The sequence below is a fragment of the Streptomyces sp. NPDC087215 genome, from assembly GCF_044744885.1.
GTDB lineage: Bacteria > Actinomycetota > Actinomycetes > Streptomycetales > Streptomycetaceae > Streptomyces.
Window position 1 is genome coordinate 14,205 of sequence record NZ_JBIUZD010000025.1, and the last position, 24,390, is coordinate 38,594.

General features: G+C 71.7%; 22 protein-coding genes. 5 read left to right on the plus strand and 17 right to left on the minus strand.

The genetic code is table 11. The annotated features are described in order from the left end of the window. Positions 1 to 9: 9 nt before the first annotated feature. The 10 genes from ACIO92_RS33000 to ACIO92_RS33045 all read right to left on the minus strand — a co-directional run bounded on the left by ACIO92_RS33000 (position 10) and on the right by ACIO92_RS33045 (position 10,625). Positions 10 to 528 carry a hypothetical protein gene (locus tag ACIO92_RS33000; RefSeq protein WP_366446273.1) on the minus strand — a complete coding sequence of 173 codons (519 nt, stop codon included), beginning with the start codon at positions 526 to 528 and terminating at the stop codon, positions 10 to 12. 67 nt (positions 529 to 595) lie between these two features. Next, complete coding sequence (locus tag ACIO92_RS33005) at positions 596 to 2,257, minus strand: DUF885 domain-containing protein (RefSeq protein WP_366446274.1); 1,662 nt, start codon at positions 2,255 to 2,257, stop codon at positions 596 to 598. A gap of 52 nt (positions 2,258 to 2,309) precedes the next feature. Beyond that, positions 2,310 to 3,572, minus strand: a complete 1,263-nt coding sequence (locus ACIO92_RS33010; protein WP_402284065.1) for an acetyl-CoA carboxylase biotin carboxylase subunit family protein — start codon at positions 3,570 to 3,572, stop codon at positions 2,310 to 2,312. Further along, entirely contained in the window at positions 3,569 to 4,894 is a 1,326-nt protein-coding gene (locus tag ACIO92_RS33015; RefSeq protein WP_366446276.1) for a biotin carboxylase, read from the minus strand. Before ACIO92_RS33015 ends, ACIO92_RS33010 begins: the two co-directional genes overlap by 4 nt. Next, complete coding sequence (locus tag ACIO92_RS33020; protein WP_401243227.1) at positions 4,891 to 6,330, minus strand: acetyl-CoA carboxylase biotin carboxylase subunit family protein; 1,440 nt, start codon at positions 6,328 to 6,330, stop codon at positions 4,891 to 4,893. The genes ACIO92_RS33015 and ACIO92_RS33020 overlap by 4 nt, the downstream gene beginning before the upstream one ends. Before the next feature lie 72 nt (positions 6,331 to 6,402). Next, positions 6,403 to 7,155 carry a hypothetical protein gene (locus tag ACIO92_RS33025; protein ID WP_366443755.1) on the minus strand — a complete coding sequence of 251 codons (753 nt, stop codon included), beginning with the start codon at positions 7,153 to 7,155 and terminating at the stop codon, positions 6,403 to 6,405. 47 nt (positions 7,156 to 7,202) lie between these two features. After that, entirely contained in the window at positions 7,203 to 7,502 is a 300-nt protein-coding gene (locus tag ACIO92_RS33030; RefSeq protein ID WP_366443754.1) for a 2Fe-2S iron-sulfur cluster-binding protein, read from the minus strand. After that, positions 7,499 to 8,506: an NAD(P)/FAD-dependent oxidoreductase gene (locus tag ACIO92_RS33035; protein WP_366443753.1), complete on the minus strand. Its 1,008-nt coding sequence runs from the start codon at positions 8,504 to 8,506 to the stop codon at positions 7,499 to 7,501. The genes ACIO92_RS33030 and ACIO92_RS33035 overlap by 4 nt, the downstream gene beginning before the upstream one ends. A 488-nt stretch (positions 8,507 to 8,994) precedes the next feature. After that, positions 8,995 to 9,921 (minus strand): ParB/RepB/Spo0J family partition protein, encoded by a 927-nt coding sequence (locus ACIO92_RS33040; RefSeq protein ID WP_402284061.1) that lies wholly within the window; start codon positions 9,919 to 9,921, stop codon positions 8,995 to 8,997. 533 nt (positions 9,922 to 10,454) lie between these two features. Continuing rightward, positions 10,455 to 10,625, minus strand: coding sequence for a hypothetical protein (locus tag ACIO92_RS33045; protein ID WP_402284059.1), 171 nt, complete (start codon positions 10,623 to 10,625; stop codon positions 10,455 to 10,457). Between the two features lie 901 nt (positions 10,626 to 11,526). Between ACIO92_RS33045 and ACIO92_RS33050 the strand changes: the two genes are divergently transcribed. Next, on the plus strand, positions 11,527 to 12,660 hold the full coding sequence (locus ACIO92_RS33050; RefSeq protein WP_402284057.1) for a transposase: 1,134 nt from the start codon (positions 11,527 to 11,529) through the stop codon (positions 12,658 to 12,660). 131 nt (positions 12,661 to 12,791) lie between these two features. On the opposite strand, the gene ACIO92_RS33055 is transcribed toward ACIO92_RS33050, so the two are convergent. The 5 genes from ACIO92_RS33055 to ACIO92_RS33075 form a co-directional block, all read right to left on the minus strand. Next, positions 12,792 to 13,373: a TetR/AcrR family transcriptional regulator gene (locus tag ACIO92_RS33055; protein ID WP_366443749.1), complete on the minus strand. Its 582-nt coding sequence runs from the start codon at positions 13,371 to 13,373 to the stop codon at positions 12,792 to 12,794. Positions 13,374 to 13,467: 94 nt separating this feature from the next. Next, a complete protein-coding gene (locus ACIO92_RS33060) occupies positions 13,468 to 13,617 on the minus strand; it encodes a hypothetical protein (RefSeq protein WP_366443748.1) in 150 nt (49 codons plus the stop codon). A gap of 578 nt (positions 13,618 to 14,195) precedes the next feature. Then, positions 14,196 to 14,984, minus strand: a complete 789-nt coding sequence (locus ACIO92_RS33065) for an SDR family oxidoreductase (RefSeq protein ID WP_366443747.1) — start codon at positions 14,982 to 14,984, stop codon at positions 14,196 to 14,198. 160 nt (positions 14,985 to 15,144) lie between these two features. Then, positions 15,145 to 16,008 carry an NAD(P)H-binding protein gene (locus ACIO92_RS33070; RefSeq protein WP_401240617.1) on the minus strand — a complete coding sequence of 288 codons (864 nt, stop codon included), beginning with the start codon at positions 16,006 to 16,008 and terminating at the stop codon, positions 15,145 to 15,147. Further along, positions 16,005 to 16,634, minus strand: a complete 630-nt coding sequence (locus ACIO92_RS33075; RefSeq protein ID WP_401240614.1) for a ScbR family autoregulator-binding transcription factor — start codon at positions 16,632 to 16,634, stop codon at positions 16,005 to 16,007. Before ACIO92_RS33075 ends, ACIO92_RS33070 begins: the two co-directional genes overlap by 4 nt. A 92-nt stretch (positions 16,635 to 16,726) precedes the next feature. On the opposite strand from ACIO92_RS33075, the gene ACIO92_RS33080 reads away from it, so the two are divergent. Further along, positions 16,727 to 17,737, plus strand: a complete 1,011-nt coding sequence (locus ACIO92_RS33080; RefSeq protein ID WP_366443744.1) for a ScbA/BarX family gamma-butyrolactone biosynthesis protein — start codon at positions 16,727 to 16,729, stop codon at positions 17,735 to 17,737. 247 nt (positions 17,738 to 17,984) lie between these two features. Here ACIO92_RS33080 and ACIO92_RS33085 read toward each other — a convergent pair whose 3' ends face one another. Next, positions 17,985 to 19,586: an MDR family MFS transporter gene (locus ACIO92_RS33085; RefSeq protein ID WP_401240645.1), complete on the minus strand. Its 1,602-nt coding sequence runs from the start codon at positions 19,584 to 19,586 to the stop codon at positions 17,985 to 17,987. Positions 19,587 to 19,705: 119 nt separating this feature from the next. Beyond that, positions 19,706 to 20,428: a TetR family transcriptional regulator gene (locus tag ACIO92_RS33090; RefSeq protein WP_401240607.1), complete on the minus strand. Its 723-nt coding sequence runs from the start codon at positions 20,426 to 20,428 to the stop codon at positions 19,706 to 19,708. A gap of 153 nt (positions 20,429 to 20,581) precedes the next feature. Here ACIO92_RS33090 and ACIO92_RS33095 point away from each other — a divergent pair, with 153 nt between their 5' ends. Genes ACIO92_RS33095 through ACIO92_RS33105 form a run of 3 tightly spaced genes read left to right on the plus strand, consistent with a single transcriptional unit; the run spans position 20,582 to position 24,086 of the window. Further along, positions 20,582 to 22,258, plus strand: coding sequence for an FAD-dependent oxidoreductase (locus ACIO92_RS33095; protein ID WP_402284053.1), 1,677 nt, complete (start codon positions 20,582 to 20,584; stop codon positions 22,256 to 22,258). 11 nt (positions 22,259 to 22,269) lie between these two features. Next, positions 22,270 to 23,736 carry an ATP-binding protein gene (locus ACIO92_RS33100; RefSeq protein WP_366443761.1) on the plus strand — a complete coding sequence of 489 codons (1,467 nt, stop codon included), beginning with the start codon at positions 22,270 to 22,272 and terminating at the stop codon, positions 23,734 to 23,736. Then, positions 23,733 to 24,086 carry a UBP-type zinc finger domain-containing protein gene (locus tag ACIO92_RS33105; protein ID WP_366443740.1) on the plus strand — a complete coding sequence of 118 codons (354 nt, stop codon included), beginning with the start codon at positions 23,733 to 23,735 and terminating at the stop codon, positions 24,084 to 24,086. The genes ACIO92_RS33100 and ACIO92_RS33105 overlap by 4 nt, the downstream gene beginning before the upstream one ends. Positions 24,087 to 24,390 lie beyond the last annotated feature (304 nt).

Below are 24,390 nucleotides of genomic sequence, written 5' to 3' on the forward strand. Positions count from 1 at the left end.
GGACGACCGTCAGCGTCCGGGGGCCCGCGCGCTGAGCGACAGGGCGGGACCGGCGTGCTCGCGGGCCGCGCCCGCGGGCCAGACGACCTCCACCGGGATGCCCCGGGCGCGGGCGTACGCCACCATGTGGGCGGTGGCGTCCCGGCCGCTGGACGGCGAGCCGTCCCAGACGGCCAGCAGCCTGCCGCAGCCGCTGACGAGCTGTTCGTCCGCGCTCACACAGGCGTCCCGGTCCAGCGGGTCGAAGGGCAGCATCCGGATCCCCTCGGCCAGGGCCAGCAGCTCCCGGTGGGCCGCCCGGTCGCGGGGCGGAACCCCCGCGAAGACCCCGGAACGCTCCGGGAGCAGCACCACCAGACGCTGTCCCGCCTCCCGGATCACCCGTCCGAACAGCAGGGGCAGTCCGGCACCGGCGCGTACGAGTCCCGTCGTGTCGTCCGGCAGTCCCTCCAGGGACTTCCGCAGCTCGGCCCGTACCAGCTCCCAGGTGTCCGCCGTCAGGTCGGTGTGTCCCAGTGCCGTGATCATCGGTTCGCTCGCCTCCCCGGCCCGTGGTGCGTTCCGCCCGTGTCCGTCCGGTCCACCGGCCGCGCGGTCACCCCGCACGGTCCGTACGCGTGAGCTCGGCGCGCAGCAGGTCCAGGCCCATCGGCCCCAGGTCCAGGGCGTGCTGGTGGAACCGCTTGAGGTCGAAGTCGGCGCCGTCGCGGCGGCGGGCCGCTTCCCGCGACTCCAGCCACACCTTCTCCCCCAGCTTGTAGGCGAGGGCCTGGCCGGGGCGTCCCAGGTACCGGTCGATCTCGAACGCGACGAAACCCGCCGGGCCGAGCCCACAGTGCTCGGCGAGGAACGCGCGGGCGAGGCCCGGTGTCCACCGCTCCCCCTCGTGGAAGCCGGTTCCGGCCGGGATGCGGAGCCGCAGGTGCAGTCCGATGTCCAGGACGACGCGTGCCGCGCGCAGCAGCTGTCCGGTGGCGAGCAGGCCCAGCCGGTGGGCCGGGTCGGCGAAGTACCCCAGCTCCTCCATCAGCCGTTCGGCGTACAGGCCCCATCCCTCGCAGTGCCCCGGGTGCAGTTCGCACGACAGGCGCTGGAAGCGGTTGAGGGTGGTGGTGTTGAGGGTCGTCGTGCCCAGTTGCAGGTGGTGGCCCGGGACCCCCTCGTGGAACATCGTGCCCGGCACCGTCCATGTCGGGACCGGCCCGTCCGGGTCGGTGCGCGTCCACCAGATCGTTCCGGGGCGCGACAGGTCCTCGCTCGGTGCCAGATAGACGGCGGGCCCGTCGCTGAGGGAGATCCGGCAGTCGATCCGCCGCAGGGGCCCGGGGATCGTGAAGTGGGTCCCGTCGAGGTCGGCGACGGCACCGTCGGCGAGCTCCTGGAGCCAGTCGCGGAACGCCGCCGCGCCCCTGATCTGGTGGCGCGGGTCCCTGTCGAGCGCGGCGAGGACGGCCGGGACCGGCTCGCCCGGGGCGATCCGCGCAGCGGTCTCGGCCATCTCCCGCTGTATCCGGCCGAGTTCGTCCCAGCCCCAGGCGTAGGTGTCCCGCAGGTCCAGGCGGGTGCCGAGGAACTCCCGTACGCCCAGTTGGTAGCGGTCCTCGCCCAGCGCGTCCGTCTCAGGCGCGTCCGGCGCGAGTTCCTCCGTCAGATACCCCGCGAACCGTGTCAGCGCCTCGTTCGCGGTGGCCGCGGCCCGGTCCAGGGCGCCCCGCAGGGCGCCGTCGCCGTGGCCGGTGGGCAGGCCCGCCAGATAGGGCCGCGTGTCCCGGCACTCCCGGGCGTTGCGGATGACTTGACGGTACGGGGCGACCCTGCCGTCCCGCCGGGCGGCCTCCAGCCCTTCGTACAGGCTCGTCAGCGCGCCCGGGACCGCTCGCAGCCGTGCCAGCAGGGTGTCCCAGACGGTGTCGCGGCCCTGGTCGAGCAACCCCACGGCCTGCCGGACGCGCTGGACCGGCCCGTCGAGGGTGTCGAGGAGCGTGCCGTACGCGTCGGCGTCGGCCAGCGCCACCTCGGTGGCCAGCCGCTCGCCGAGCACGGCCGCCGCGACGCGCTCCGCGTCTCCCGACACCGGTGTGCCGGCGACCGTCTTCAGCGTGCGGCGGGCCAGCTCCGCCCGCTCCCACGCCGCTCGTGGGCCGAAGTCGGTCAGCCGCTCCTCCTGCCCGGCGACCCCCATCGCGGAGGCCAGGCAGGGATCCAGCGCGGCCGACTCGTCCACGTACCGGTCGGCGAGGTCGTTCAGCGCCGTCATGACCGGGGCCGGTTCGCGGACGGGGCCGCCGTGGAAGGGAGGGGACGGTTCTTCATACCAGGACCTGTTCCGATGTCGTCGGGGCGGCCGGGCGGGTGTGGACCGAGAGGGAGTCGAACAGGCCGACGATCCAGTCCCGGCTGTCCTCGGGGGTGTCGGCCGCGACGATGCCCGCGAGGACGGTCTCTCCCGCCTGGTAGGTGATGTGGTCGGGCAGCGGGGCGCCGGGCGGGAGCTCGTTCCAGGCGACCACCGACGGGGTGTCCCGGAAGCCGGCCACCCCGTCGAGGCCCCGGAACTCCCGTCCGGCCAGGTGGTGGCCGGGGCAGACGAACCAGCCGTAGCGGCGCGGCTGGGCGGGCGGCTCGGGGAGCGTCCCGGCCACGGGCTCGCCGAGCAGGGCGCGCAGCTCGTACGAGGGCAGGTGGACGCCGGTGGCCAGCTCGACGGTCGCCACCACGTCGGCGCCGCCCACCCGGTTGCCGACCTCCAGGAAGACCAGCTCTCCGTCCTGGACGATCGCCTCCAGGTGGAAGCTGCCGTCCTCGATCCGCACCGCGGCCAGGGCGTGCGACACCCAGGTGCGCGTCTCCTCGGAGAACCCGGTCTGGAACGATCCGAGCGGCCGTCCCTCGGCGTACTCCAGGCAGGTGCCGACGTACTCGCTCGCGCTGAGGAGCAGGACCTGGCCGCCCTGCACCAGGCCGTCGAAGTGCCTGATCGGCCCGGAGACGAACTCCTCGACCTCGAAGTCCGCCAGGTCGCGGCCCGCGTCGAGCCGGGTGATGCCGGTGCGGCCCCGGCCGATCGCCTCGGCGGCCCGGCCCGGGGTGTCGAAGACGAGCACGTCCTCGCTGGACGCGCCGCGATGCGGTTTGAGGACGGTCCTGCCGTGCCAGGGGGCCTTGCCGTCCAGCGCGAGGAACTCCGGCAGTGCGAGGAAGCGCGGCACCCGCAGCCCGGCCTCCTCGACCGCCTGCTTCATCAGGACCTTGTCCCGGGCGAGCGCCACCTGGTCGGCGGGTGCGCCGGGGACGCCGAGGTGCTCGCGGAGCAGGGCGGCGTCGAGGAGTTCGTACTCCGACACCGAGATGACCCGGTCGAAGTCGCGGGGCCGGTGGGACAGCCAGTCCCTGGCCTCCTCGAAGGCCGGTCGGTCGCCCGGCCTGCTCACCCGTTCGCAGCGCAGGTCGGGGGGCAGGGTGTCCAGTGCCTGGTCGGTGCCGAAGTAGGTGACCTCGTGCCGGTCGTGGGAGATCCCCCGGTGGTATTCGATCTTGAAGTAGGGCACGCGGTGCAGGATGAGGATCTTCATCGGGCCTTCCTGACGGGAGTGGGGACGGCGAGGGCCCGGTCCAGGGCGTCCAGCCAGGCCTCGCGCAGCGCGTGCACGACGGTGCGGATGTCGGTGCGGTCGCCGCGCAGGACGACGCAGCCCTGCGCGGCGAAGTCCGCGTTGTCGCGGGCGACGGCGTGCAGATCGCGGCGCTCGTCCGACAGCCAGGAGAACTCCGTGACGGTCAGTTCGCCGTCGGCCAGGCCGAAGCGTTCGGCGGTGGCCCGGACGGCGTCCGGGAAGGGGGCCGCGTCGGGCAGGACGTCGGCCGGGGAGAACGCGCGGTCGGTGCCGACGCCGAGGAGCACCGTCGCCGCCGAGCAGCCCGGGACGAGCCGCTCCACTCCGGCGGCCGTGCCGAAGGCCGTGTCGATCCAGCGGTGGTGCAGGTCGATCCCGTAGACCCAGCGGGCGAGCGACCAGATCTTCATGCCGCCCGGCCTGCGGTTGGGCTCCACCACGGCGGCGCGCAACCCGTCGTCGCTCAGCTTGATCTCGTTGTGGAACGGTCCGTCGCACTGGCCGACCAGGACGTTGGCCTGCCGTCCCGTCCGTTCCAGCGTCGCCCGCTCGTGCTCGTCGAGGCGGGCGGGCAGGACCTGGGCGACCTCGACCGGGTAGCGGCCGGTCGCGCTGATCTTCTCGGTGAGGAACTCCAGGGAGCCGAGGCCGTCGAAGGAGTACTCGCGCCGGTACGGGATGAGTTCCTCGCAGATCACCCCGCCCTCCAGATAGGGCAGGACCTCGGCGAACACCGCCGTCAGGTCGTCGCCCGCGCGGACCACGACGACGCCCCGGTTGTTGCCCTCCGCCGCGGGCTTGACGACGAAGCCGCCGGGGTGTTCGCGGGCGAAGGCCCGCAGCTGGTCGAGGGAGGCGATCTCGGCGAACGCGGGCACCATGATCCGCTGGGTTTCGAGGAGGTCGGCGACGCGTGCCTCGGTGAGCCGGTAGCGGTACTTGGAGAACGCCCCGTCGGCCAGTCGTGGCGAGTCGACCGGGACTCCCAGTCGTTCCAGCAGTTCGGCGCCGCTGTGCACGGCGTTGTCGGAGAAGACGATGCCCGCCCTGATCCGTTCGCGCCGGTCGCCGAGCAGCTTCTCGCCCATCTCGGCGAAGTCGTCGCGCAGCGGATCGAGGTCGAGCACCTCGTCGACGATGGAGCGGTCCGCCTCGGTGGGGTCGGCGCGGATGAGGACCACCGTGGCGCCGTGGTGGTCGCGCGCGTGGTCCCGCAGATGGCGGACCTCGTCGATCCGGCTCAGGTTGTAGTCGACGATGAGGAGGATCGGCCTGGTCATCCGTGCTCCTTCTCGTACACGATCTCGATGGCGCGCTCGGAGGCGGGCACGAGTCCGGGGAGGATCTCCTCGCGGTCGGCTCGTTCCATGCTCCAGAGCACCTGGCCGAGGAACACCTCGCGCGCGGACCGCGGCACGACGTCGCCGGGCTCGAGCAGGATGTGCGAGAGGACCGGTGGGAGGGGGAGGTCGTCGTTCAGGCCCACCTCGCGGATGGTGCCGGGGTCGGCGAAGAAGACACGGAAGAAGGTCGCGTGCCGTCCCTGCGGGGCGCCGTCCGCCGTGTACGACAGTCGCTTCAGTTCCGTACGGAATCCGGCCGGCCGACGGGCGGTGAGCAGGGAGTCCAGCCAGAGGTCGAGCAGACCGGGGCCGCCGGTCAGTGCCGCCACGCTGGGCGAGATCAGACTGCCGCCGACCCGTGGGTTGACCTCGATCAGGTCCCAGCCGGACGGGGAGTGCCGTGCCTCGACGTGGAAGCAGCCCCATGCGAGGTCGAGGACGTCCAGCACGTCCCGCACCCAGCGCATCCCGGCGGCGGTCTCGTCCCGCGACAGGCTCGTGGGCGGGCTGACGCAGGCGTCTTCGAGGACGGTGTCCGCCGTCTCGGTCACCTCGCACTTCTCGTGCACGGCCACCACGTGCGGCTCGCCGTCGACGACGACCACCTCGAAGCTGAACTCGCGCCCCTGTACGTAGTCCTCGACGAGGAACTCCACCCCGGGGGTGACGACTTGATCCGTGTACGTCTCCGGGACCGTGGCCGGGTCGGGGATCGTGGCCGGGTCGGACAGCGGGTCCTGGTCCGTCGTGCCGGGGCCCGGTCGGGTGGTGAAGACGCTGGAGTAGACCGTGTCGGACCGGGCTTCGGCGGCGATGCGTTCCAGATCGGCCCAGGTCGTGTCGGCGGTGAGGGGGAACGTTCCGAAGGAGGCGATGCCGCTCACCGGCTTCACGAAGTAGCGGCCGCCGTCGCGCCTTCGTTCGTCGAGCGTCTCGGCGGTGAGCGCGGACGCCCGGCCCCGGCTGAGGCCGGCGTCGGCGAGGCGGTTGCGCAGGGTCAGCTTGTCGCGCAGTTCCAGGACCTGCTTCTCGTCCAGGTCCGGCACTCCCAGGCGGGCGTTGGCCAGCGCCATCAGGTGCCGGTAGCCCTCCCATACGGTGAGGCAGCACCGCACTTCAGTGCCCGTGGCCCGCAGCCGGTCGAGGTGCTCCTCGACGTCGTGCGGGGTCAGGACGTGCCCGGTCGTCACATGGACGTCGGTGGCGAGGTCGGCCAGCGCCGCCGGCCGGGACCCCTGGTGCTGCGGCTCGGGCAGCGAGCTGAGCACGTAGCACTCCAGCCCCCGTGCCGCGACCGTGCCGACGAGGTCCTCCATGAACGAGAACCCGACGTGGCTGAGCAGCAGCACCCCTCTGGCATTTCCGGTACTCAATCCGGCCTCCTCACCGGCGGGGGGGGGGGGGGGGGGGGCGCCCCCCCCCCCCCCCCCCCGCTGGAACAGGGATCAGGCCGGCTGCTGTTCGGCCTTGGCGACGGTGTCCAGGTAGAGCTCCTCGAAGTACTGCGCCAGGATCGTCTGGTGCTCGCGGAGGTACCGCTTGAACGAGGCGATGTCCTCGTCGCTGCGCAGCAGGTGCCGGACGGCCGCCCAGACCTCGCCGGGGTGGTCGTCGTTGATGTCGGTGTGCGAGTGGTTGATCTGGCCGCCGATGTTGCCCTCGCCGACCGACTCCTTCAGCGCCTCCAGCTTCCTGGGCTCCAGCTTCACGTTGACGTACTCGACGAGGTAGGAGTACGCGACGACGCCGAGCGGGCCCTCGTGGTCCAGGAGGTAGGAGAAGTAGCCGGTCAGCAGCTTGGTGGACAGGTAGGGCTCGGTGGCCAGGAACTGCTCGCGCGTGACGCCGACCTTCTCCAGGTCGGTGATGAAGAGTTCGTCGTGGAGCATCTCCTCCTGCTCGTAGTTGGCCCAGACCTGAGCGGCCTCGGGGCTGCGCTTGGCTATCTCCACCAGCGCCTTGGCCTCGGAGACGCGCAGCAGCCGGATGCGCCAGGCGGTCTCGATCAGGTTCCGCTTGTAGTACTCGGAGTCGACGTTCTTGCCCTCGAGGTGTGCGGCCTCGGGAACGTTGGCGTACCACTCGAGGACCTGCTGGTCGAGCTGCTCGTCGATCTCGGCGCGGAGCTGCGCCGAGGCGGTCGAGCTGAGGAACCGGGTGCGGTCCCCGTAACCGGCGTTGGTCACGCGGTTCGGCATGGTCAACCTTTCTTTTGGGACGCTCGGACGTTCGGTGCGAGCGGTTCTCAGGGGGTGTCGGTGACGCGAACGGTCGCGTCGCCCCGTAGTCGGCACTGGCAGGCGAGTCGGTGGGAGCCGCCGGTCCGGCCGAGGTCTTCCAGGAAGTCGAGTTCGTCGTGGTCGGGTTCACCGAGGTTGCCGAAGCCCTCCAGCACCTCGATGACACACGCGCCGCACGATCCCGAGCGGCATCCGAACGGGATGAGCCGCTGGGAGGTCTCGTACTCGACTTCGGTGAGGAGGGAGCCCGAGGGCAGCAGGATCTCGGTGCCCGTCGGAAGGATCGTCAGTTTTTTCATGGTCATGACAGCAGTGCGCCGTCCGTGTCGGTGGAGTGCTCCGGCGCGAGACGGGAGCCGGGGCGCAGTTCGACCGCCGCGTGGTTGGCCGCGGTCGCCGCTTCCCCGAAGCCCACCGAGATGAGCGGAACGCGGCCCTCGTAGGAACAGATGTCGCCGACCGCGTAAACTCCCGGAAGATTCGTCCGCATCGCCGTGTCCACCATGATCTGGCGATTTTCCATCCGGAGTCCCCAATCGGCGATCGGGCCCAGGTTGGTGATGAATCCCAGGGCCGCGACAAGGGCCTGTGCGGGAAATGTCAATTCCTCCGCAGCGGTATGGACGCGCACTTCTTCGAGGCTTTCGGCACCATGACAGGCGGTCACCTGCGCATCGGTCAGGACCCGTACGCCGGTGGCGTACATCTGCTTGACGCCGTGCTCATGGGCACGGAAGGCCGAGCGCCGGTGGACGACGGTGACGGACCGGGCGATCGGCGCGAGGGCGAGGGCCCAGTCGACCGCGCTGTCGCCGCCGCCCACGATCATCACGTCGCGGTCCCGGTGCTCGTCGAGCCGTGGCACGTGATGTGCCACGCCGCGCCCCTGATAGGGCCCCAGGCAGGGCAGGGTGCGGGGGACCGAGCGGCCGAGTCCCGCCGCGATCACGACGGCCCCCGCCCGTACCCTCGCACCGTCCTCCAACTGGATGGTCCAGCCCCTGACCTGGTCAGGTGTCAGGGAGACCGCTGTCCTGCCGAGCAGATAGCGGGGCTGGAACGGTGCCACCTGGGCGACGAGGCCGTCCACCAGTTCCCGGCCCCGCACGGCGGGGTGCCCCGCGACGTCGTAGATCTTCTTCTCCGGGTACAGGGCCGCGATCTGGCCGCCCGGCTCCGGCAGCGCGTCGACCAGCACGCTGGAAAGCCCTCGGAAGCCCGCGCAGTAGGCGGCGTACAGGCCGGCCGGGCCCGCTCCGACCACAGCCACGTCCGCGCTCGTCCCGGCGCCGACCACGGTCTTCTCCACTCGAACTCCCGCTTGGTCCATCCTGAACTCCAGGCCTTTCTGGCGTTAGGTCGAACAGCTCGGCTGCCTCGACGGCGCGGCCGGGTCATCCTCTTGACGATCGGAAATCATTTCCTCCTGCCGTTCGGCATTCTCACGCCCGGAGCAAGAGCCCTGAACAAGAGCCCTTCGGTGATTTTCTGCCGGATCCGGTCCGGCTCACCACCGAGCGCCATTTCATAATTCAGGGGCCCGCCCACGCCGTCAAGAAAAGGCCTCGGAACTCCGTCCGTACCGTTGATCGGGCGGAATCGGGAAGCGATTCCGGGGGTCGAGCGGGGGCATGGGCGGGGCGTCGCGCCGGGAGGCGGCTCCCAGACCCGAGCAGGGTGCGGGCGGGCCGCCGCACCGGAAAGCGACCTCAGTCCCGAGCAGGCGCGCGGGCGGCCCCGTGTCCGTCGGGAGCCGTCGCGTCACCGCCTTCGGCGTCGCGGTTCCCGTGCGCTCTCCTACTCGGACGCGTCGCCCACGGCCCGGTCCAGAGCGGTGGCGAACCGCTGCCATTCGAGGGCGTAGGAGTTGGCCAGGTCCGCGACAGCGACAGCGCAGTGCGGCGGCACCGCGGCCATCAGCTGCCGCCCCACTTCGAGGTCCGGCGCGCGTTCGTTCAGCCAGCGCAGCAGGGCGCGCCCCGACTCGGTGAGCCTGAGGGACGGGTCCTTCGCCAGGGTCTCGGCCCGCCGCGCGCGACCGCGCTCAGCGCACCGGTCGCCCGCCGGATTCCCGCCGCCGCCCCTCGTGTCGCGGTTCCGGACCTCGCGCGCGGCAGCCGGTCGTGGCGGCGCTTCCTCCTCGTCGCGCCGCATACGCTGCCGGACCTCGCACGCGGTGCTGACCGACACTCCCGCGCTGGCGGCGGTCTCGTGGAGCGTGGCGCCGGGATGTTCGGCGAGGAACGCGCGTGCGGCCTCACGGCGTTGCGCCGCGTCGAGCGGACGGGTGCGGCCGTCCTCGCCGACCCGGACCTTCGACTGAGGAACTTCCTCAGTCGAAGTCCGCCGGACGGCGCCCACCGTCTTGGGGGACAGCCGGGTGATGCGGGCGATCGCCCGGTCCGACAGATCCGGGTGGGAGGTGAGGATGCGCCTGGTCGCGGCCCTTCTGTCGGCCAGCGTCAGCGGCAGACCGTGGCTGACGTTGGCCGCCACAGAGTGCAGGAACACCTCGCTGACCGGCCCGTCCAGGTAGCGGACCGGGATCGTCTCCTCGCCCTGGAGCCTGGCGGCCTGGAGCCGGTGCATCCCGTCGACCACGCGACGGGTGGCCCGGTGCACCAGGATCGGCTGGATGTCACCCTGCGCGAGGACCTCCACGTGATCCGGGCTCGTCCCGCCCAGGCGTGGCGAGTCCGCGGCCACCAGGGAGGACAGCGCCACCAGGTCGATTCCCGAACACTCGTCCCCCCTCGTGTTCCCGAGATCCTGAACTGTCGCCTTCAGTCGGTCCGCCAGGCGGGTGGGGGGTGGAGTGTCCGCAAGATCTAAAGGCACCGCAGGTCTACTTTCTGTCCGGTCTTCCGCAGGTTGAGGTCACAGGTGCCGGGAGACGCGCCGACGGCTCCGGTCGACGTGGTCTCCGGCTCATGGGGGGGGGTGCCGTGCAGGTGACGCAGAGGAAGTGGTCACGCCGGGGTGGGGACGCGATGACGTCCCTCCTCCGCACGGTGCGGAGGAGGGACGGGAGGTCGTGCCCGGCATCGCCGGGCGGACGCTCCGGGCGGTGGTCCCGACCGTGCGCTGCGCTGAACCGGGGCGTGCCGGGCGGCCGGGCCGCGATCGGGGATCCACGGACGGCGGTGTACGCGCCCGGCCCGCATTCGGACGGACGGCGGCTCCCCGTCCGCAGCGCCATGGGGAGCGGGGGGCTCCGGCCGTCGGCTACGAGGTGGGGCGCGGGGGCGGGGAAGCGGTCAGGGCCTGCCGTCCGGCGCGCGCGGTGGCGCTTCGGCGCGCGGGGTGGCCCCGGCGCGCCGCTCCACCCCGGGCGGACAGGAGAAGAGGGTGTCGGTGAAGGGTGGGAGTGAGGTGGTGTGCGGGGTTTCGGTGGGTGTGGTGGGTGTGGGGTGGTGCAGCAGTGTCATCGGGCGTTCCCTCCCATGCGATGTACCGCTGTCCCCGTGTGGTGTGCGGGTGGTTCGGCCTCCGGGGACGGGGGATTCCCCGGAGGCCCAGCAGAGCCAAGCATAAAGAGCGCTATTTATGCTTGGGGCGACGACAGGCGTGTCACGACTTGACCAACTTCGTCAGCGCGAACCGCCTCGGCGCCGCGAGCGGCCGACCACAGCCGACGAGGCGTACGTGCGCCATCGCGGCGGAGGGCCACGAGCCTCGGACCGGCGGCTACGGACGGAGAGAGCCCCGAGCGCGCCGAGGGAGGCGACCGCCTCGCGCGGGCCCCACGCGCACCCCCAGCCCTGCCGGTCCACGCCGAACCGCCGGGGGGGGCGGAGCATGTCGATTTCGGCCGCCGACCCGACCGGAAGGCGCCAGACGGCGCGCACCCGGCGGCGCAAGCGGGGCAACTCCGCCCTCCCGCGCGGCAGGCAAGGCGATTCCGTCCGTCCGGCACTGTACGCGAGGCGACTCCGCCTTCGAGTTGCGGCAGCGGCGCGAGGAAGCAGAACACGGCCTGACCTCCGCCGTACTCCACCTCAGAGGTCGACCCACCCCCAGGCTGCGGAGGCCGGCCCTGCCACACGGGGAGGGCAAGGTGCCGCACTCACGGGCTTCACGGGAGACCGGTCCCCTTCCGTACGCGAAAGAAGTCGGGGCCTACGCCACCGCCACCGCCATGCCCCCAACCCGGTCGCCCGCGAACGGACTTGGCCAAGTCGCCCCGCAGCCCACCCCTCCTAGCCGAACATAAATAGCGCTCTTTATGCTTGGCTCTGCTGGGCCTCCGGGGAATCCCCCGTCCCCGGAGGCCGAACCACCCGCACACCACACGGGGACAGCGGTACATCGCATGGGAGGGAACGCCCGATGACACTGCTGCACCACCCCACACCCACCACACCCACCGAAACCCCGCACACCACCCCACTCCCACCCTTCACCGACACCCTCTTCCGCTGTCTCCCCCGGGCGGACCAGCGCAAATGGGCGCACCTCTACGTCGAGGCACTGCTGCGGACACCGGGGAAGAAGTCGCCGCGGCGGCTGGCGGAATCCGTCAGCGACTCCCCGACGGCCTCGCAGGCGCTGCACCAGTTCGTGAACGCCAGCCCCTGGGACTGGATGGCGACACGTCAGGCGCTGCTCCGACGGATCGCGCGGACCGGCGCGGCGGTGACGTCCTGGACCTTGGCCCCCGCCTTCATCCCGAAGCGCGGCGACCATTCCGCCGGAGTCCACCGCAGGTTCGACCCCCTGCTGGGCCGGCTGTCGAACGGTCAGCTCGGCCTGGTCGTCCTGGCCATGGGCGAGCACGGCCCGCTGCCCGTCGACTGGAACCTGTACATCCCGCGCGGGTGGACGAGGGCGCGGCGGTCCAAGGCCCGGGTACCGGACGACATCTCCGGGCCCCTGTGGTCACAGGCCTCGGAACTCCTCGGGCGAGCGCCCCTGTGGCATCCTGGCGCACATGCCCCCGTCACGGCCGAACTGTCGTGGTTACCGGACCGCGAGGCCTTCCTCGCCCAGTTGGTGCGGAGCGAGCGGCCCTTCGTGGTGGAGGTCCCCGACACCGTGCGTGTCCTGCCCGGGGCCGTCCCGTCCGTCAACTGGCCGACGCTCACCGTCCGGCAGATCCTCATGGGCCCGACCGCCGCCGGGGAGGACCGGCAGCACGTCCTCTCCCTCCCGGTGTCCCTCCCCGGCCCCTCGTCGGGACACGTCCGGCTGCGGTTGCTCGTCCGGCGTCGGCCGTGCGGCTCGACACGGACGTGGCTGACGAACATGGTCGACCGGCGGCTGCCCGAACTGCTGCCCCTGATGCGACAGCCGAGGCTCGCCGCGAACGTCGTCGACACCCTGAACGGCGACTTCGGGCTCCAGGACTTCGAGGGCCGGTCGTACCCGGGATGGCACCACCACACCACACTGGTGTCCGCCGCCTTCGCGTACTCCCGGCTCCGTGACCGCCCCTTCCCGGACGGCGACGGACTCCGTGACTGAGTGACGAGCACCCCGGTCGTTCGCGGCACGGCCGCCCGGTCCCACGGGAGGCCGCAGCTTCGGGCGGATCGTCGTGCGCCCGGGTGACGCCCGCCCGATCCGCGGCCGGGCGTCCGGCGACGGCCGTGTGCTCAGCGCGGGTCCGCGGCCAGGCCGCCGAGTGCGGCGCGCCAGACCTCGGCGAAGTCGGAGTCCGTCGAGACCCCTTCGGCAGCGGCCCTCCGGGCCTCCGTCGCGGCGCCCTCCACCACGTACATGATGAGGCGCACGGCGGTGGTCAGGCGTACCTCGGCGGCCAGGGCACCGGTGGCGGAGGCTCTTTCGAGGAGCCTCAGGACGTCCGCGCGGAAGACTCCGAGCCAGCCGGAGGCGACCTGCCCCTCCTGGACCAGGCGTACGGCGGCCCGGGTGAGGGCGCTGTCCCGCAGGGCCGTCGCCACCTGGAGCACGAGGAGGGAGAGTTCGGGCAGGGGCCCGGCGGTGTCGGAGCGGGCGGTGCTGACGCGTCGCAGTTCGCCCATGCCCTCGTCCACCACTTCCGACGCGAGTATCGCCTTGCACCGGAAGTGGAAGGTGAGGGCCCCGAGCGTGACGTTCGCCTCCGCGCAGACGCTGTTGAGCGTCGTGCCGTCGTAGCCGTGCTGGTCGAAGTGGTGTGCTGCCGCCAGGACGAGGTTCGCACGGGTGCTCGCGGCTCGTTCGCTGTTCTTCATGAGGGGGCCTCGGGGATCGCGACGACAATGAGGGCACGGGCCGACCCGCCGGGAACGGGATCCGGATGGGCCGCTCGGGCCGCATCGGGTTCCTTCAGTAGCCGGGCCGGATCAGGGAGCGCTGTCTGCTGCCGTGCGTCGCGGGGCGGGGCGGCGAACCGGTGCCGACCGAGCCCGCGAGGCGGAGGGGCGGCAGCGGGCCGCATCCCGCCGGGGCCACGGGGAAGAGTCCGTCGCCCTTCATCAAGCGCTCTCCGAATGTCTTCTCCAAGGTGGCGGGGGCCCCGGCGCCGCCATGGGGCCGCCGTGACTCTGGCGTGAGGGCGGAGGGCGGGCGCCGATCCACCGGACGGTCACTTCGCGTTCGACGCCGGTCCCGCCGGACCGGGTGGCGTCTCCTCGGGGACGGGCCTACCGCCCCGGGCGGTGCGGGCGGACCCGGCGGTGAGTGCGGACCGGGCCGGGTACGGGAGCACCCGGCGTCAGCCACGCCACCCGGTCCCCCCTGGCGGCGGGGCGGACCGGATCGCGCGTCGAGCCCGACCGCCTTCGGCCCCGCACCGGCCCCGCGCCCGGGGGCGGGGCTGCCGAACCGGCCGGGTCTTCCCCGGTCCCCCACCACACCTCGGCTGCCGCTTGTCGAGACGAGGCCAGTCAGGTCCCTCACGTACCGTCCCCAGGTGTTACTGCCCGCGGCCGCGGGCGGCGCGGTCCCGCGGCGGCGGCTCGACGGGCGGTCCGACCATATGGTGAGCATCGGGTGATGAGCACGAGAACGCGGGAAACCCGAGACGTTCTGGGCAAGTCCGCTGGTGCGGTGGGTTACCGGGCGGTCCATCCTCCGTCGACCGGGATGACGGCGCCCGTGGTGAACGACGAGCGGTCCGAGCAGAGCCACGCGGCCGTCTGCGCGATCTCGACGGGGTCCGCCAGCCGCTGTTGGATGGAGCGCTCGGTGAAGGGGGCGAGGAGCGCGGGCGTGTCGGAGAGCACCTGGTCCATCAGCTCGGTCCGGGTACTGCCGACGGCGAGCGCGTTGACTCGGATGCGGTGCCGTACGTATTCGTCGGCGGCGGCCCTGCTCAGGCCGATGACGGCGTGTTTGGCCGCGATGTAGGGGGACGAGGCCCCGGTCGCGCGGACTCCGGCGACGCTCGACGTGTTCACGATCGAACCACCGTGTTCGAGCATCACGGCGATCTGTGCCCGCATCGCGTTCCATACTCCCCGGGCGTTGACGTCCATGATGCGGTCGTACTCGTCGTCGCGCATGAGATGCATCGGCGTACCCGTGGAGGTCCATCCCGCGTTGTTGAAGGCGGCGTCGAGGCCGCCGAAGGTCTCGACCGCCGTCCGTACGGCGGCGCGCATGTCCTCGGCGCGGGTCACGTCGGCCACCACCGCGACGGCCCGCCCGCCCGCCTTCTCGATCCTGGCCACGGCTGCCAGCAGCCGGTCCTCACGGCGGGCCGTCAGGACCACGCGGGCCCCCTCCCCCGCGAAGAGCTCCGCCGCCGCGGCCCCGATCCCGCTGCTCGCTCCGGTGATCATGACCGTCTTGCCGTGCAACAGACCCTGTGCGGACAGGGGGCTCGCCGAGATGTGCATCATGCCTCGTTCTCCTTGGGTACGACCGCTCGAAAGATCGTCGCCCTGGGGGAGTTCGGCTCGCAAGCCCGCTGGTTCCCGGTCCCCGGCCCGCCGGGAACGCGGTCGGAACCCATTCGCCGACAGGTGTCGCGCACGGCTCCGGCGTCCGGTCTCCGCGGTCTCACGCGAAACGCTCCCGGTGGTCGGCAGCCCACCGGGCGAAGGTGGTGGCGGGCCTTCCGGTGAGTCGCTCGACGGTGTCCGTGGTGTGGGCCTTGGCACCGGCGAGCTGCCGTCCGGCGCTCGCGATCAGGGCGTCGGCCATCGCCGGTGAGTACCGGCGCGCGTAGCGCGCGTGCGCTTCCTCGGGGGTGAGTTCCCGGCAGACGAGGGGGCGTCCCAGCACTTGGGACAGCACTGCCGACTGCTCGTGGGCCGAGAGCGGCTGGGGGCCGGTGAGCTGGTACGACCGGAAGTGGTGCCCGGTGTCGCCCAGGAGCCGGGCGGACACCTCCGCGATGTCCTCGGGCGCGACGCACGCGTTGCGGCTGTGGGGGTGTAAGGCGTAGGTGGTGCCGCCGCTGCGGATGCCCGGTGCCCAGCCCAGGGCGTGGGACATGAAGGAGCGCGGCCGGATCATGGTCCAGGGGATGCCGCTCGCCCTGATGCGCTCCTCGTTGCCGCGCTGCCACTCGGTGATCAGGTCGTGGGCCGCGCTGTCGAGCACCGCGGCCGCGGAGAGTTTGACGATGTGCCCCACCGATGCCTCGACGGCCGCTCGCACCACGTTCCGGTCGTGTTCGGGGCGGGTGGGGTCGTTGGTCACGACGAAGAGGGCGTCGGCGCCGCGGAACGCGTCGACGAGGCTCTCGTAGACGTCGTAGTCGCAGGTGACGTGCGTGAGCCCGGGGCGCCGCGCCCCGGGCCGCGCCGTACGGCTGGTGAGGATGACCCGGTGACGGGGCGCCAGGTACCGGGCCATCAGCGAGGCGATCTGCCCGGTGGCCCCGGTGAGGACGATGCGCCGGGCCGCGGGCGCCGTCACGATCTCGGTGTGGGAATGCGCGTGGGGCCGACATGGATGTCGTGCACCACCGACTCGGAAGCGACGCTGGGCAACAGCAGATCCCACATGTCGCAGACCCGTTCCGTGAGGTCGACGCGCTTGGTGGCGAGATTCGAGTAGACCTGCATACCGGTGCAGGCACCGACGACGAAGCGGGCCAGGCGTTCGGGACAAGTGCCCTCGCGGAGTTCGCCGTTACATCGCGCCTCGTCGAGATGGCCGCACATGAGCACCCGCCACTCCTCGAAGGAGGTGGCGTCGTTCATGCCGTGGCTGCCCTGCTCTATGGCCAGCCGGACTCCCGCGCGCAGGATCGGATCGCGCTTCATGCGGTCCGCCCACACCAGGGTGATGTCCACCAGGCGCTGGAGTCCGGTCGATTCGAGGTGGGGCTCTATCGTCGTCGGCTGAGCGTTCATCAGGGCTTCGGCCAGCCCCTGCTTCGAGCCGAAGTGGAAGTAGAGCGCGCCGAGGGTGAGCCCCGCCCGCTCCACGATCTGGGTCACCGCCGCCCGCTCGTATCCGGCCTCGTCGAAGACCTCGGCCGCCGCCAGCAGGACCTTCTGCCGCGTCCGAGTAGCCCGCTCCGCCTTGACAGATGACACTCTGCATCACTCCTCGACAGACATAGATAACGTACTTTATGTTAGCCGGACCGCCGCTACGCAGGCCATCGATCCAGGGGGAAAGCGCCGGCATGTCCAACGTTCAAGGCTCAGGACACGACAGATCGCGGGTCGCCGGGAAGGTTCCCCAGGAACTCGTCCACAAGCGCGCGTCCACCGAGGTGCTCCTCACCGGTTGGGCCACGCACGGCGGCGACCGGCACACCGTCCACGCCCGGTGGCCCCGCTGCCACACCTTCTACCGGCCCCGCAACCAGCGCTTCGACTCCCTGCTCTTCGTCGAGACGGTGCGTCAGACGTTCCCGCTGCTGTCCCATGCCGCGTACGGCGTGCCCTTCGGCAGCCATCTGGTCTGGGACGACTTCAGTTTCGAGGTCGACCCGCAGGCCATGCTCCTCTCGCAGGCCCAGGCCGATGTGGTCCTGGACATCACGTGCGGCGACGTCCGGCTCAGGAGGGGCTGCCTGGTCTCGATGACCATGCACGCGGACGTCAGCCTGAACGGACGTCGGGTCGGGCGGGCCAGTACCCGGTTCACCAACCACTCCCCCGCCGTCTACCGCCGATTACGCGGCGAGCACGACCTCGCCGAAGTGCGCCGCCGTGCCTTGCCGCCGCTGCCTCCCCTGCCGCCCGCCAGCGTCGGGCACTGGCGGTCCGAGAACGTGGTGCTCGCCGGTACCGGACGCCCCGACCGCTGGCAGTTGCGCGTCGACCTGGACCACACCGTCCTGTTCGACCACCCGGTCGACCACGCTCCCGGAATGCTCCTCCTCGAAGCCCTGCGCCAGGCCGCCCACGTGGCCCTGCCCGCCACGGACACCATGGTGACGGGCATGTCCGTGTCCTTCGAAGGCTGGGTGGAACTGGACACCGCGGCCTGGATCTCCGTCGCACCGCTGCGTCACGGCGTGCTGAAGGCCGTCATAGAACAGGACCACGGCCCCTGTCTCACCGCCGAGGTCACGGTCGGCACCGTGCCGCTCCCGACGGGCCGCCCGCACGGTTCGGACCCCTCCGCCCTCGAACTGGCGTCGACCGGTCCGGCCCCTCGCCCGGACCGAGCGTTCCCGCTCGGCTGACGAGCAGGCCCGTCACGCTGACGGCCGCGCTGCGGCGCGCGGCCGTGGGCCCGGCGCCCGAGCGCGTACCCCTCCGAGGGTCACCGCCCGCACGGTCTCTCCCGAAGAGGACAGCGGTCCGGGACGAACCGGGACGGACGCGCGGCGCGATCTGACGCGCCGGGTGGCGCGCACATGACCGCGGCCTCCCCCACGTGTGCTGTGGGAGAGGCCGCGGGCCGTGAGCGGGTAGTGCCGCCCGGGGCTCTCAGCCCTTCTCGGCGGACACGGCCGGAGTTACGGCCGTGGCCGGGGATGCCCCGGCCGGGTCCGCGTGCCCGGCCGCGCCGGACTCCTCGGCGAGGCGTTCCATGCCGCTGGTGGTCTTCAGCGGCTTCTCCTTGACGAACAGGACCGCGATCACCGCCAGGAGCGCGAAGGGGGTGGCGACGAGGAAGAGTTCGCCGGTGGCGACGCCGTAGGCGTGCTCGACGATCTCCCGGATCGGCGCGGGCAGGGTCGTCATGTCCGGCATCGCACCGTGCCCGGCCGCGCCCGAGGCGGCGGGGACGCCCGCCTCCTGGAGGCCCTCGCTCATCTCCGCGGCCACCCGGCTGGCGAGGATCGCGCCGAGGACGCTGGTGCCGATGGTGCCGCCGAGGCTGCGGAAGAAGGAGAGGACGGAGGTGGCCGCGCCGAGTTCGGCGGCGGGCACGTCGTTCTGCGCGGCCAGGACCAGGTTCTGCATCAACATGCCGACGCCGACGCCCATGATCGCCATGTAGCAGCTGAGCAGGCCGAAGTGGGTGTCGGCGCCGATCGTGGCGAGGAGACCGAGACCGGCGGTCATCAGGACGCCGCCGGTGACGAGGTAGACCTTCCAGCGGCCGGTCCTGCTGATGAGCTGTCCGGCGACGGTGGAGGAGACCAGCAGGCCGAGGATCATGGGCAGGCTCATCAGGCCCGCGACCGTCGGGGACTTGCCGAGCGAGATCTGGAAGTACTGGGAGAGGAAGACGGTGCCGCCGAACATGGCGAGACCGACGAAGAAGCTGGCGACGGTGGTGAGCGTCACCGTGCGGTTGCGGAAGATGCCGAGCGGGATGATCGGCTCGGACACCCGGGACTCGACGAACACGGCGGCGGCGAGCAGGACCGCTCCGCCGCCGGTCAGGGCCGCGGTCTGCCAGGAGGCCCAGTCGAAGCTGTTGCCCGCCAGCGTGACCCAGACGAGGAGCGCGCAGACACCGGCGACGAGGAGGAAGGCGCCCAGGTAGTCGATCTTCACCTCGCGGTTGCGGACCTCGGGCAGCTTCAGGGTGCGCTGGAGCAGCGCGATGGCGAAGAGCGCGAAGGGGACGCCGATGAAGAAGCACCAGCGCCAGCCGAGCCAGGAGGTGTCGACGAGGACGCCGCCGATGAGCGGTCCCGCGACGGTGCCGACGGCGAAGACGGCGCCGAACATTCCGGCGTACTTGCCGAGCCTGCGGGGCGGGATGATCGCCGCCATCACGACCTGGGCGAGGGCGGTCAGACCGCCCGCGCCGATGCCCTGGACGACCCGGCTGAAGATCAGCAGGTCGACGTCGTGGGAGAACCCCGCCAGCAGCGAGCCCACCACGAACAGACCGAGGGAGATCTGCAGGAGCAGCTTCTGGTTGTAGAGGTCGGCCAGCTTGCCCCACAGCGGCACCGTCGCGGTCATGGCGAGCAGTTCGGCGGTGACGACCCAGGTGTACGAGGACTGGCTGGCGCCGAGGTCGGCCATGATCCGGGGCAGGGCGTTGGCGACCACGGTTCCGGCCAGGATGGACACGAACATGCCCGCCATCAGGCCGGACATGGCCTGGAGTATCTGCCGGTCCGACATGGAGGTCGGGGACGCCTGGACCGGCGCCGCTGTTGAGTTCACAGCTTCCTTCTCGGTTGTTTCGTTCGGTCGGAGGGCCGCCCGCGCGCGGGCGGGTGGGGCGGCTCCGGGGGATCCGTTCAGCGGGCGGGCCGGACGTGGTCGTCCGGTGAGGGGTCCGCCGGTCCGGACGGGGGTTCGGGGAAGGCGGCGGCGAGCTGTTCGAACGTCTCGCGGAAGACGTCGGCGAAGGCGGCCTCGGTCTGGCGTACGGACCAGTGCTCCACCGCGACGCGGACGGCGGTGCCGCCGACGGCGGCCAGGAGCCTGGGGTACAGGGTCAGGGCGCGCCTGCGGTCGTGTTCCGCCGGGGAGCCCTGGGCGGGGCGGTCCTGGGTGAAGAGGGGTGAGCCCGCGCCGACGCGTTCGGCGAGCGTCTCGGCGAGGAGGAGTTCGTCGCTCATGTGGGCCCCGAGGGTCCGGGCGAGCAGTCGGGGGTTCTTGCCGAGGACCTCCGCGTGCAGTCGCCACAGCTCCTGCTGCTGTTCGAACTCCTGCAGTTCGGCGGCCAGGGCCTCGCGCAGTGCTTCCAGGGGGGACAGCTCGGCGGGGGCCGCGAGGACGGCGTGACGGACGCGGACGCCGGAGTCCGCGCCGATCATCACGAAGACCTCGTCCCGGGAGTCGAAGTAGTTGAAGAAGGTCCGTGTGGACACCCCGGCCGCCGCGCTGACCGCGTCGACGGTGACGTTCTCGACTCCTTGCTCGGCCGCCAGGCGTACGGCGGCTTCCACCAGAGCGGAACGGGTCGCCTTCTTCTTGCGTTCTCTGAGCCCGCCGCGAGCGGGCACCCCCTCTGCCATGTGTGCATGGTACGCAAAAATGCAGAGTCTGCAAAAAGCATGGGGCCGCGCCGCGGTCCTCGGGGCGGGGCCGGGCCGTCGAACCTACGATGGAGCTGAGCCGGTGGGCAGCTCGCCGGGCCGGCCGTCCGGAGCGCACAGGGCGGAGCACGCATGGCACAGGCCACCGACGCAGCCCGTACCGTCATCCTGACCGTGGACGACGACCCGGGAGTCTCCCGCTCCATCGCCCGTGACCTGCGGCGTCACTACGGCGGCGACTACCGGATCGTGCGCGCGGAGTCCGGCGAGTCCGCTCTCGACGCGCTGCGGGAGCTGAAGCTGCGGGGCGATCTGGTGGCCGTGATCCTGGCCGACTACCGGATGCCCCGGATGAACGGCATCGAGTTCCTGGAGGAGGCGATCGGTTTCTATCCGGGGGCCCGCCGGGTACTCCTGACGGCGTACGCCGACACCGACGCGGCGATCGACGCGATCAACGTCGTCGACCTCGACCACTATCTGCTCAAACCGTGGGACCCGCCGGAGGAGAAGCTCTACCCGGTCCTCGACGGCCTGCTCAGCGTCTGGCGCTCCAGCGACTACCGGCCGGTTCCGGCCACCAAGATGGTGGGGCACCGCTGGTCGGCGCACTCCTCGCGGGTACGGGAGTTCCTGGCCCGCAACCAGGTGCCGTACCGCTGGTACGCGTCCGACGAGCCGGAGGGGCGGCGGCTCCTGGAGGCCGCCGGGGCCGACGGTCACCGGCTGCCCCTGGTGCTGGCCCCGGACGGCGCGGTCCTGATCGAGCCGGAGGCGCCGGAGCTGGCCGCCCATGTGGGGCTCGCGACGACTCCGGCCGCCGCGTTCTACGACCTGGTCGTCGTCGGCGGTGGCCCGGCGGGGCTCGGCGCCGCCGTGTACGGGGCGTCCGAGGGGCTTCGTACGGTGCTGGTGGAGCGGTCGGCGACCGGCGGGCAGGCCGGGCAGAGCTCCCGGATCGAGAACTACCTGGGTTTCCCGGACGGCGTCTCGGGGGCGCAGCTGACCGATCGCGCCCGCCGTCAGGCGAACCGTTTCGGCGCGGAGATCCTCACCGCCCGGGAGGTCAACGGTCTCGACGCGAGCGGCGCGGCGCGGATCGTGCGGTTCTCCGACGGTTCCGAGGTCGCCGCGCACAGCGTCATCCTGGCCACCGGGGTGTCGTACCGGCAGCTCGCGGCGCCGGGCTGCGAGGACCTGACCGGGCGGGGTGTGTACTACGGCTCTTCGCTCGCCGAGGCGACCTCCTGCGAGGGGCAGGACGTGTACGTCGTCGGCGGGGCGAATTCGGCCGGGCAGGCGGCGGTGTTCCTGGCCCGGGGTGCGAAGTCGGTGACGCTCCTCGTGCGCGGGGAGTCGCTGGCGGCGTCGATGTCGTACTACCTCGTCCAGCAGATCGAGGAGGCGCCGAACATCACCGTGCGGCCCCGGACCGTCGTGGAGGCGGCGCACGGCGAGGAGCACCTGGAGCGGCTGACGCTGCGGGACGCGGCCTCCGGCGGGAGCGAGACGGTCGACGCCCAGTGGATGTTCGTCTTCATCGGCGCCGCCCCGCTGACCGGGTGGCTCGACGGGACGGTGCTCCGCGACGAGCACGGGTTCATCCTGGCCGGGCCCGACCTGACGCCGGACGGGCGACCGCCGGGCGAATGGGAACTCGACCGGCCGCCGTACCACCTGGAGACCAGTGTTCCGGGGGTGTTCGTGGCCGGGGACGCGCGCTCGCAGTCGGCGAAGCGGGTGGCCTCGGCCGTGGGAGAGGGAGCCATGGCCGTGATGCTCGTCCACCGCTATCTGGAGCAGTCGTGAGTGCCCGGGAGATGCCCTGCGACCCCTGTGAGATCGGCTCGCTGTTCCTGTTCGAGAAGCTCTCCCCCGAGCAGCTCGGCCGGTTGTGCGCGGAGGGGCGGATGGAGCGGTTCGAGCCGGGTCCGGTGTACGCCGAAGGTGATCCGGCCACGTGCTTCTACGTGATGGTCGAGGGGACCGTCGTGCTGTCCCGGCGGGTCGGCGGCGACGACGTGGAGGTCGGCCGCACCTCGCAGCGGGGCGTGTACGCGGGGGCGATGCAGGCCTATCTGGGCGACCAGGTGCCGCAGACGTACACCAATTCGATGCGGGTGACGGAGCCGACGCGGTTCTTCGTCCTGCCCGCGGAGTCGTTCGCGGCCGTCATGCGGGAGTGGTTCCCGATGGCGGCGCACCTCCTGGAGGGGCTGTTCTTCGGCTCCAAGAACATCCAGCGGGCCGTGGGCCAGCGCGAACGCCTGCTCGCGCTCGGTTCGCTGGCCGCCGGACTCACCCATGAGCTGAACAATCCGGCGGCGGCGGCCGTGCGCGCCACGGCGACCCTGCGCGAGCGGGTCGGCAAGATGCGGCACAAGCTGGCGGTCATCGCCCAGGGTCCCTACTCGCGCGAGGCCCTCGCCGGGCTCATCGAGATCCAGGAGCGGACCGCCGAGCGGGTCGCCAAGGCGTCGGCGCTGACTCCGCTGGAGACCGCCGACCGGGAGGACGAGCTGGCCGACTGGCTCGACGAGCACGGCATCCGGGAGGGCTGGCGGATCGCGCCGACCTTCGTGCAGGCCGGGCTGGACACGGAGTGGCTGGAGCAGGTCGCGGCGACGGTCGACGAGGACATCCTGCCGGGGGCCGTCGGCTGGCTGAACTACACGGTCGAGACCGAGCTGTTGATGGACGAGATCGACGACTCCACCGGCCGCATCTCCCATCTGGTGGACGCGGCGAAGCAGTACGCGCAGCTCGACCGTGCTCCGCACCGTGAGGTCGACGTCCATGAACTCCTCGACAGCACGCTGCTGATGCTGTCCGCGAAGATCGGTCCACGTGTGCGCGTGGTCAAGGAGTACGACCGTTCCCTGCCGGAGGTGCCCGCCTATCCGGCGGAGCTGAACCAGGTGTGGACGAACCTCATCGACAACGCGGTGGCGGCGATCGGCAGCGGTGGCGGGGAGGGGGAGGGGACCCTGACGGTCCGTACGGCCCGGGAGGGCGACCGGCTGCTGGTGGAGTTCCGGGACACCGGCCCCGGTGTCCCGGAGGAGATCCGGGACCGCGTCTTCGACCCCTTCTTCACGACCAAGCCGGTCGGGGAGGGCACCGGTCTCGGTCTCGACATCTCCTGGCGGATCGTCGTCGACAAGCACCACGGGAGCCTCCGGGTCGAGTCCGTCCCGGGCGACACCCGTTTCCAGGTGCTGCTGCCGCTGGCCGCGCCGGAGCCCGACACCGAGAGCGACACCCCTACGGCCGAGGAGCCCGCATGACCGAGATCGAGGGAATCGACCCGAACGTCCCGCCGAGCGGCGCCGGCTGCGTCGAGTGCGACGAACTGGGCGGCTGGTGGTTCCATCTGCGGCGCTGCGCCCAGTGCGGCCACATCGGCTGCTGCGACTCGTCGCCGGGGCAGCACGCCACCGGCCACTGGAAGTCCACCGGACATCCGCTCGTCCAGAGCTTCGAGCCGGGCGAGGCGTGGTTCTGGAACTACGCCACGAACGGTCTGTACGACTCCGGGCCCGCGCTGGCGGCTCCCGGCGACCACCCGGCCGACCAGTCGGTGCCCGGACCTGCCGACCGCGTTCCGGGGGACTGGCAGACCCGGCTCCACCCCTGACTCCCGGCCTCCGAGCCCGAGCGGCTCCCCCGCACACGCCGAGGCCCGGCGGGAAGCGATCCCGCCGGGCCTCGGCGTCGCCGTGTCCCGCCGCACTGCCGGGAAGCGGTGCCCGGCTGCGGTCGACCGCCCGGAAGAGCGCCACCCCTCATCCCAACCCGAAGCGATTTCAATCAAGTTGATCTCATCATCTGTCAAAACCTCCACAGGTTGAGTAGGTTCTGCGTAACCCATAGGTCTATACCTATGGGTTGTCTGCTCGCTCCCGTACCACCGTTCACCGCACAGGACTACCGTTCAGGAG

Bases quoted from the DNA above. Each gene is read 5' to 3' on its own strand.
- ACIO92_RS33000 (WP_366446273.1), bottom strand. From the start codon at position 528: ATGATCACGGCACTGGGACACACCGACCTGACGGCGGACACCTGGGAG.
- ACIO92_RS33005 (WP_366446274.1), bottom strand. From the start codon at position 2,257: ATGACGGCGCTGAACGACCTCGCCGACCGGTACGTGGACGAGTCGGCC.
- ACIO92_RS33010 (WP_402284065.1), bottom strand. From the start codon at position 3,572: ATGAAGATCCTCATCCTGCACCGCGTGCCCTACTTCAAGATCGAATAC.
- ACIO92_RS33015 (WP_366446276.1), bottom strand. From the start codon at position 4,894: ATGACCAGGCCGATCCTCCTCATCGTCGACTACAACCTGAGCCGGATC.
- ACIO92_RS33025 (WP_366443755.1), bottom strand. From the start codon at position 7,155: ATGCCGAACCGCGTGACCAACGCCGGTTACGGGGACCGCACCCGGTTC.
- ACIO92_RS33030 (WP_366443754.1), bottom strand. From the start codon at position 7,502: ATGACCATGAAAAAACTGACGATCCTTCCGACGGGCACCGAGATCCTG.
- ACIO92_RS33045 (WP_402284059.1), bottom strand. From the start codon at position 10,625: ATGACACTGCTGCACCACCCCACACCCACCACACCCACCGAAACCCCG.
- ACIO92_RS33050 (WP_402284057.1), top strand. From the start codon at position 11,527: ATGACACTGCTGCACCACCCCACACCCACCACACCCACCGAAACCCCG.
- ACIO92_RS33055 (WP_366443749.1), bottom strand. From the start codon at position 13,373: ATGAAGAACAGCGAACGAGCCGCGAGCACCCGTGCGAACCTCGTCCTG.
- ACIO92_RS33060 (WP_366443748.1), bottom strand. From the start codon at position 13,617: ATGAAGGGCGACGGACTCTTCCCCGTGGCCCCGGCGGGATGCGGCCCG.
- ACIO92_RS33065 (WP_366443747.1), bottom strand. From the start codon at position 14,984: ATGATGCACATCTCGGCGAGCCCCCTGTCCGCACAGGGTCTGTTGCAC.
- ACIO92_RS33080 (WP_366443744.1), top strand. From the start codon at position 16,727: ATGTCCAACGTTCAAGGCTCAGGACACGACAGATCGCGGGTCGCCGGG.
- ACIO92_RS33085 (WP_401240645.1), bottom strand. From the start codon at position 19,586: ATGTCGGACCGGCAGATACTCCAGGCCATGTCCGGCCTGATGGCGGGC.
- ACIO92_RS33090 (WP_401240607.1), bottom strand. From the start codon at position 20,428: ATGGCAGAGGGGGTGCCCGCTCGCGGCGGGCTCAGAGAACGCAAGAAG.
- ACIO92_RS33095 (WP_402284053.1), top strand. From the start codon at position 20,582: ATGGCACAGGCCACCGACGCAGCCCGTACCGTCATCCTGACCGTGGAC.
- ACIO92_RS33100 (WP_366443761.1), top strand. From the start codon at position 22,270: ATGCCCTGCGACCCCTGTGAGATCGGCTCGCTGTTCCTGTTCGAGAAG.
- ACIO92_RS33105 (WP_366443740.1), top strand. From the start codon at position 23,733: ATGACCGAGATCGAGGGAATCGACCCGAACGTCCCGCCGAGCGGCGCC.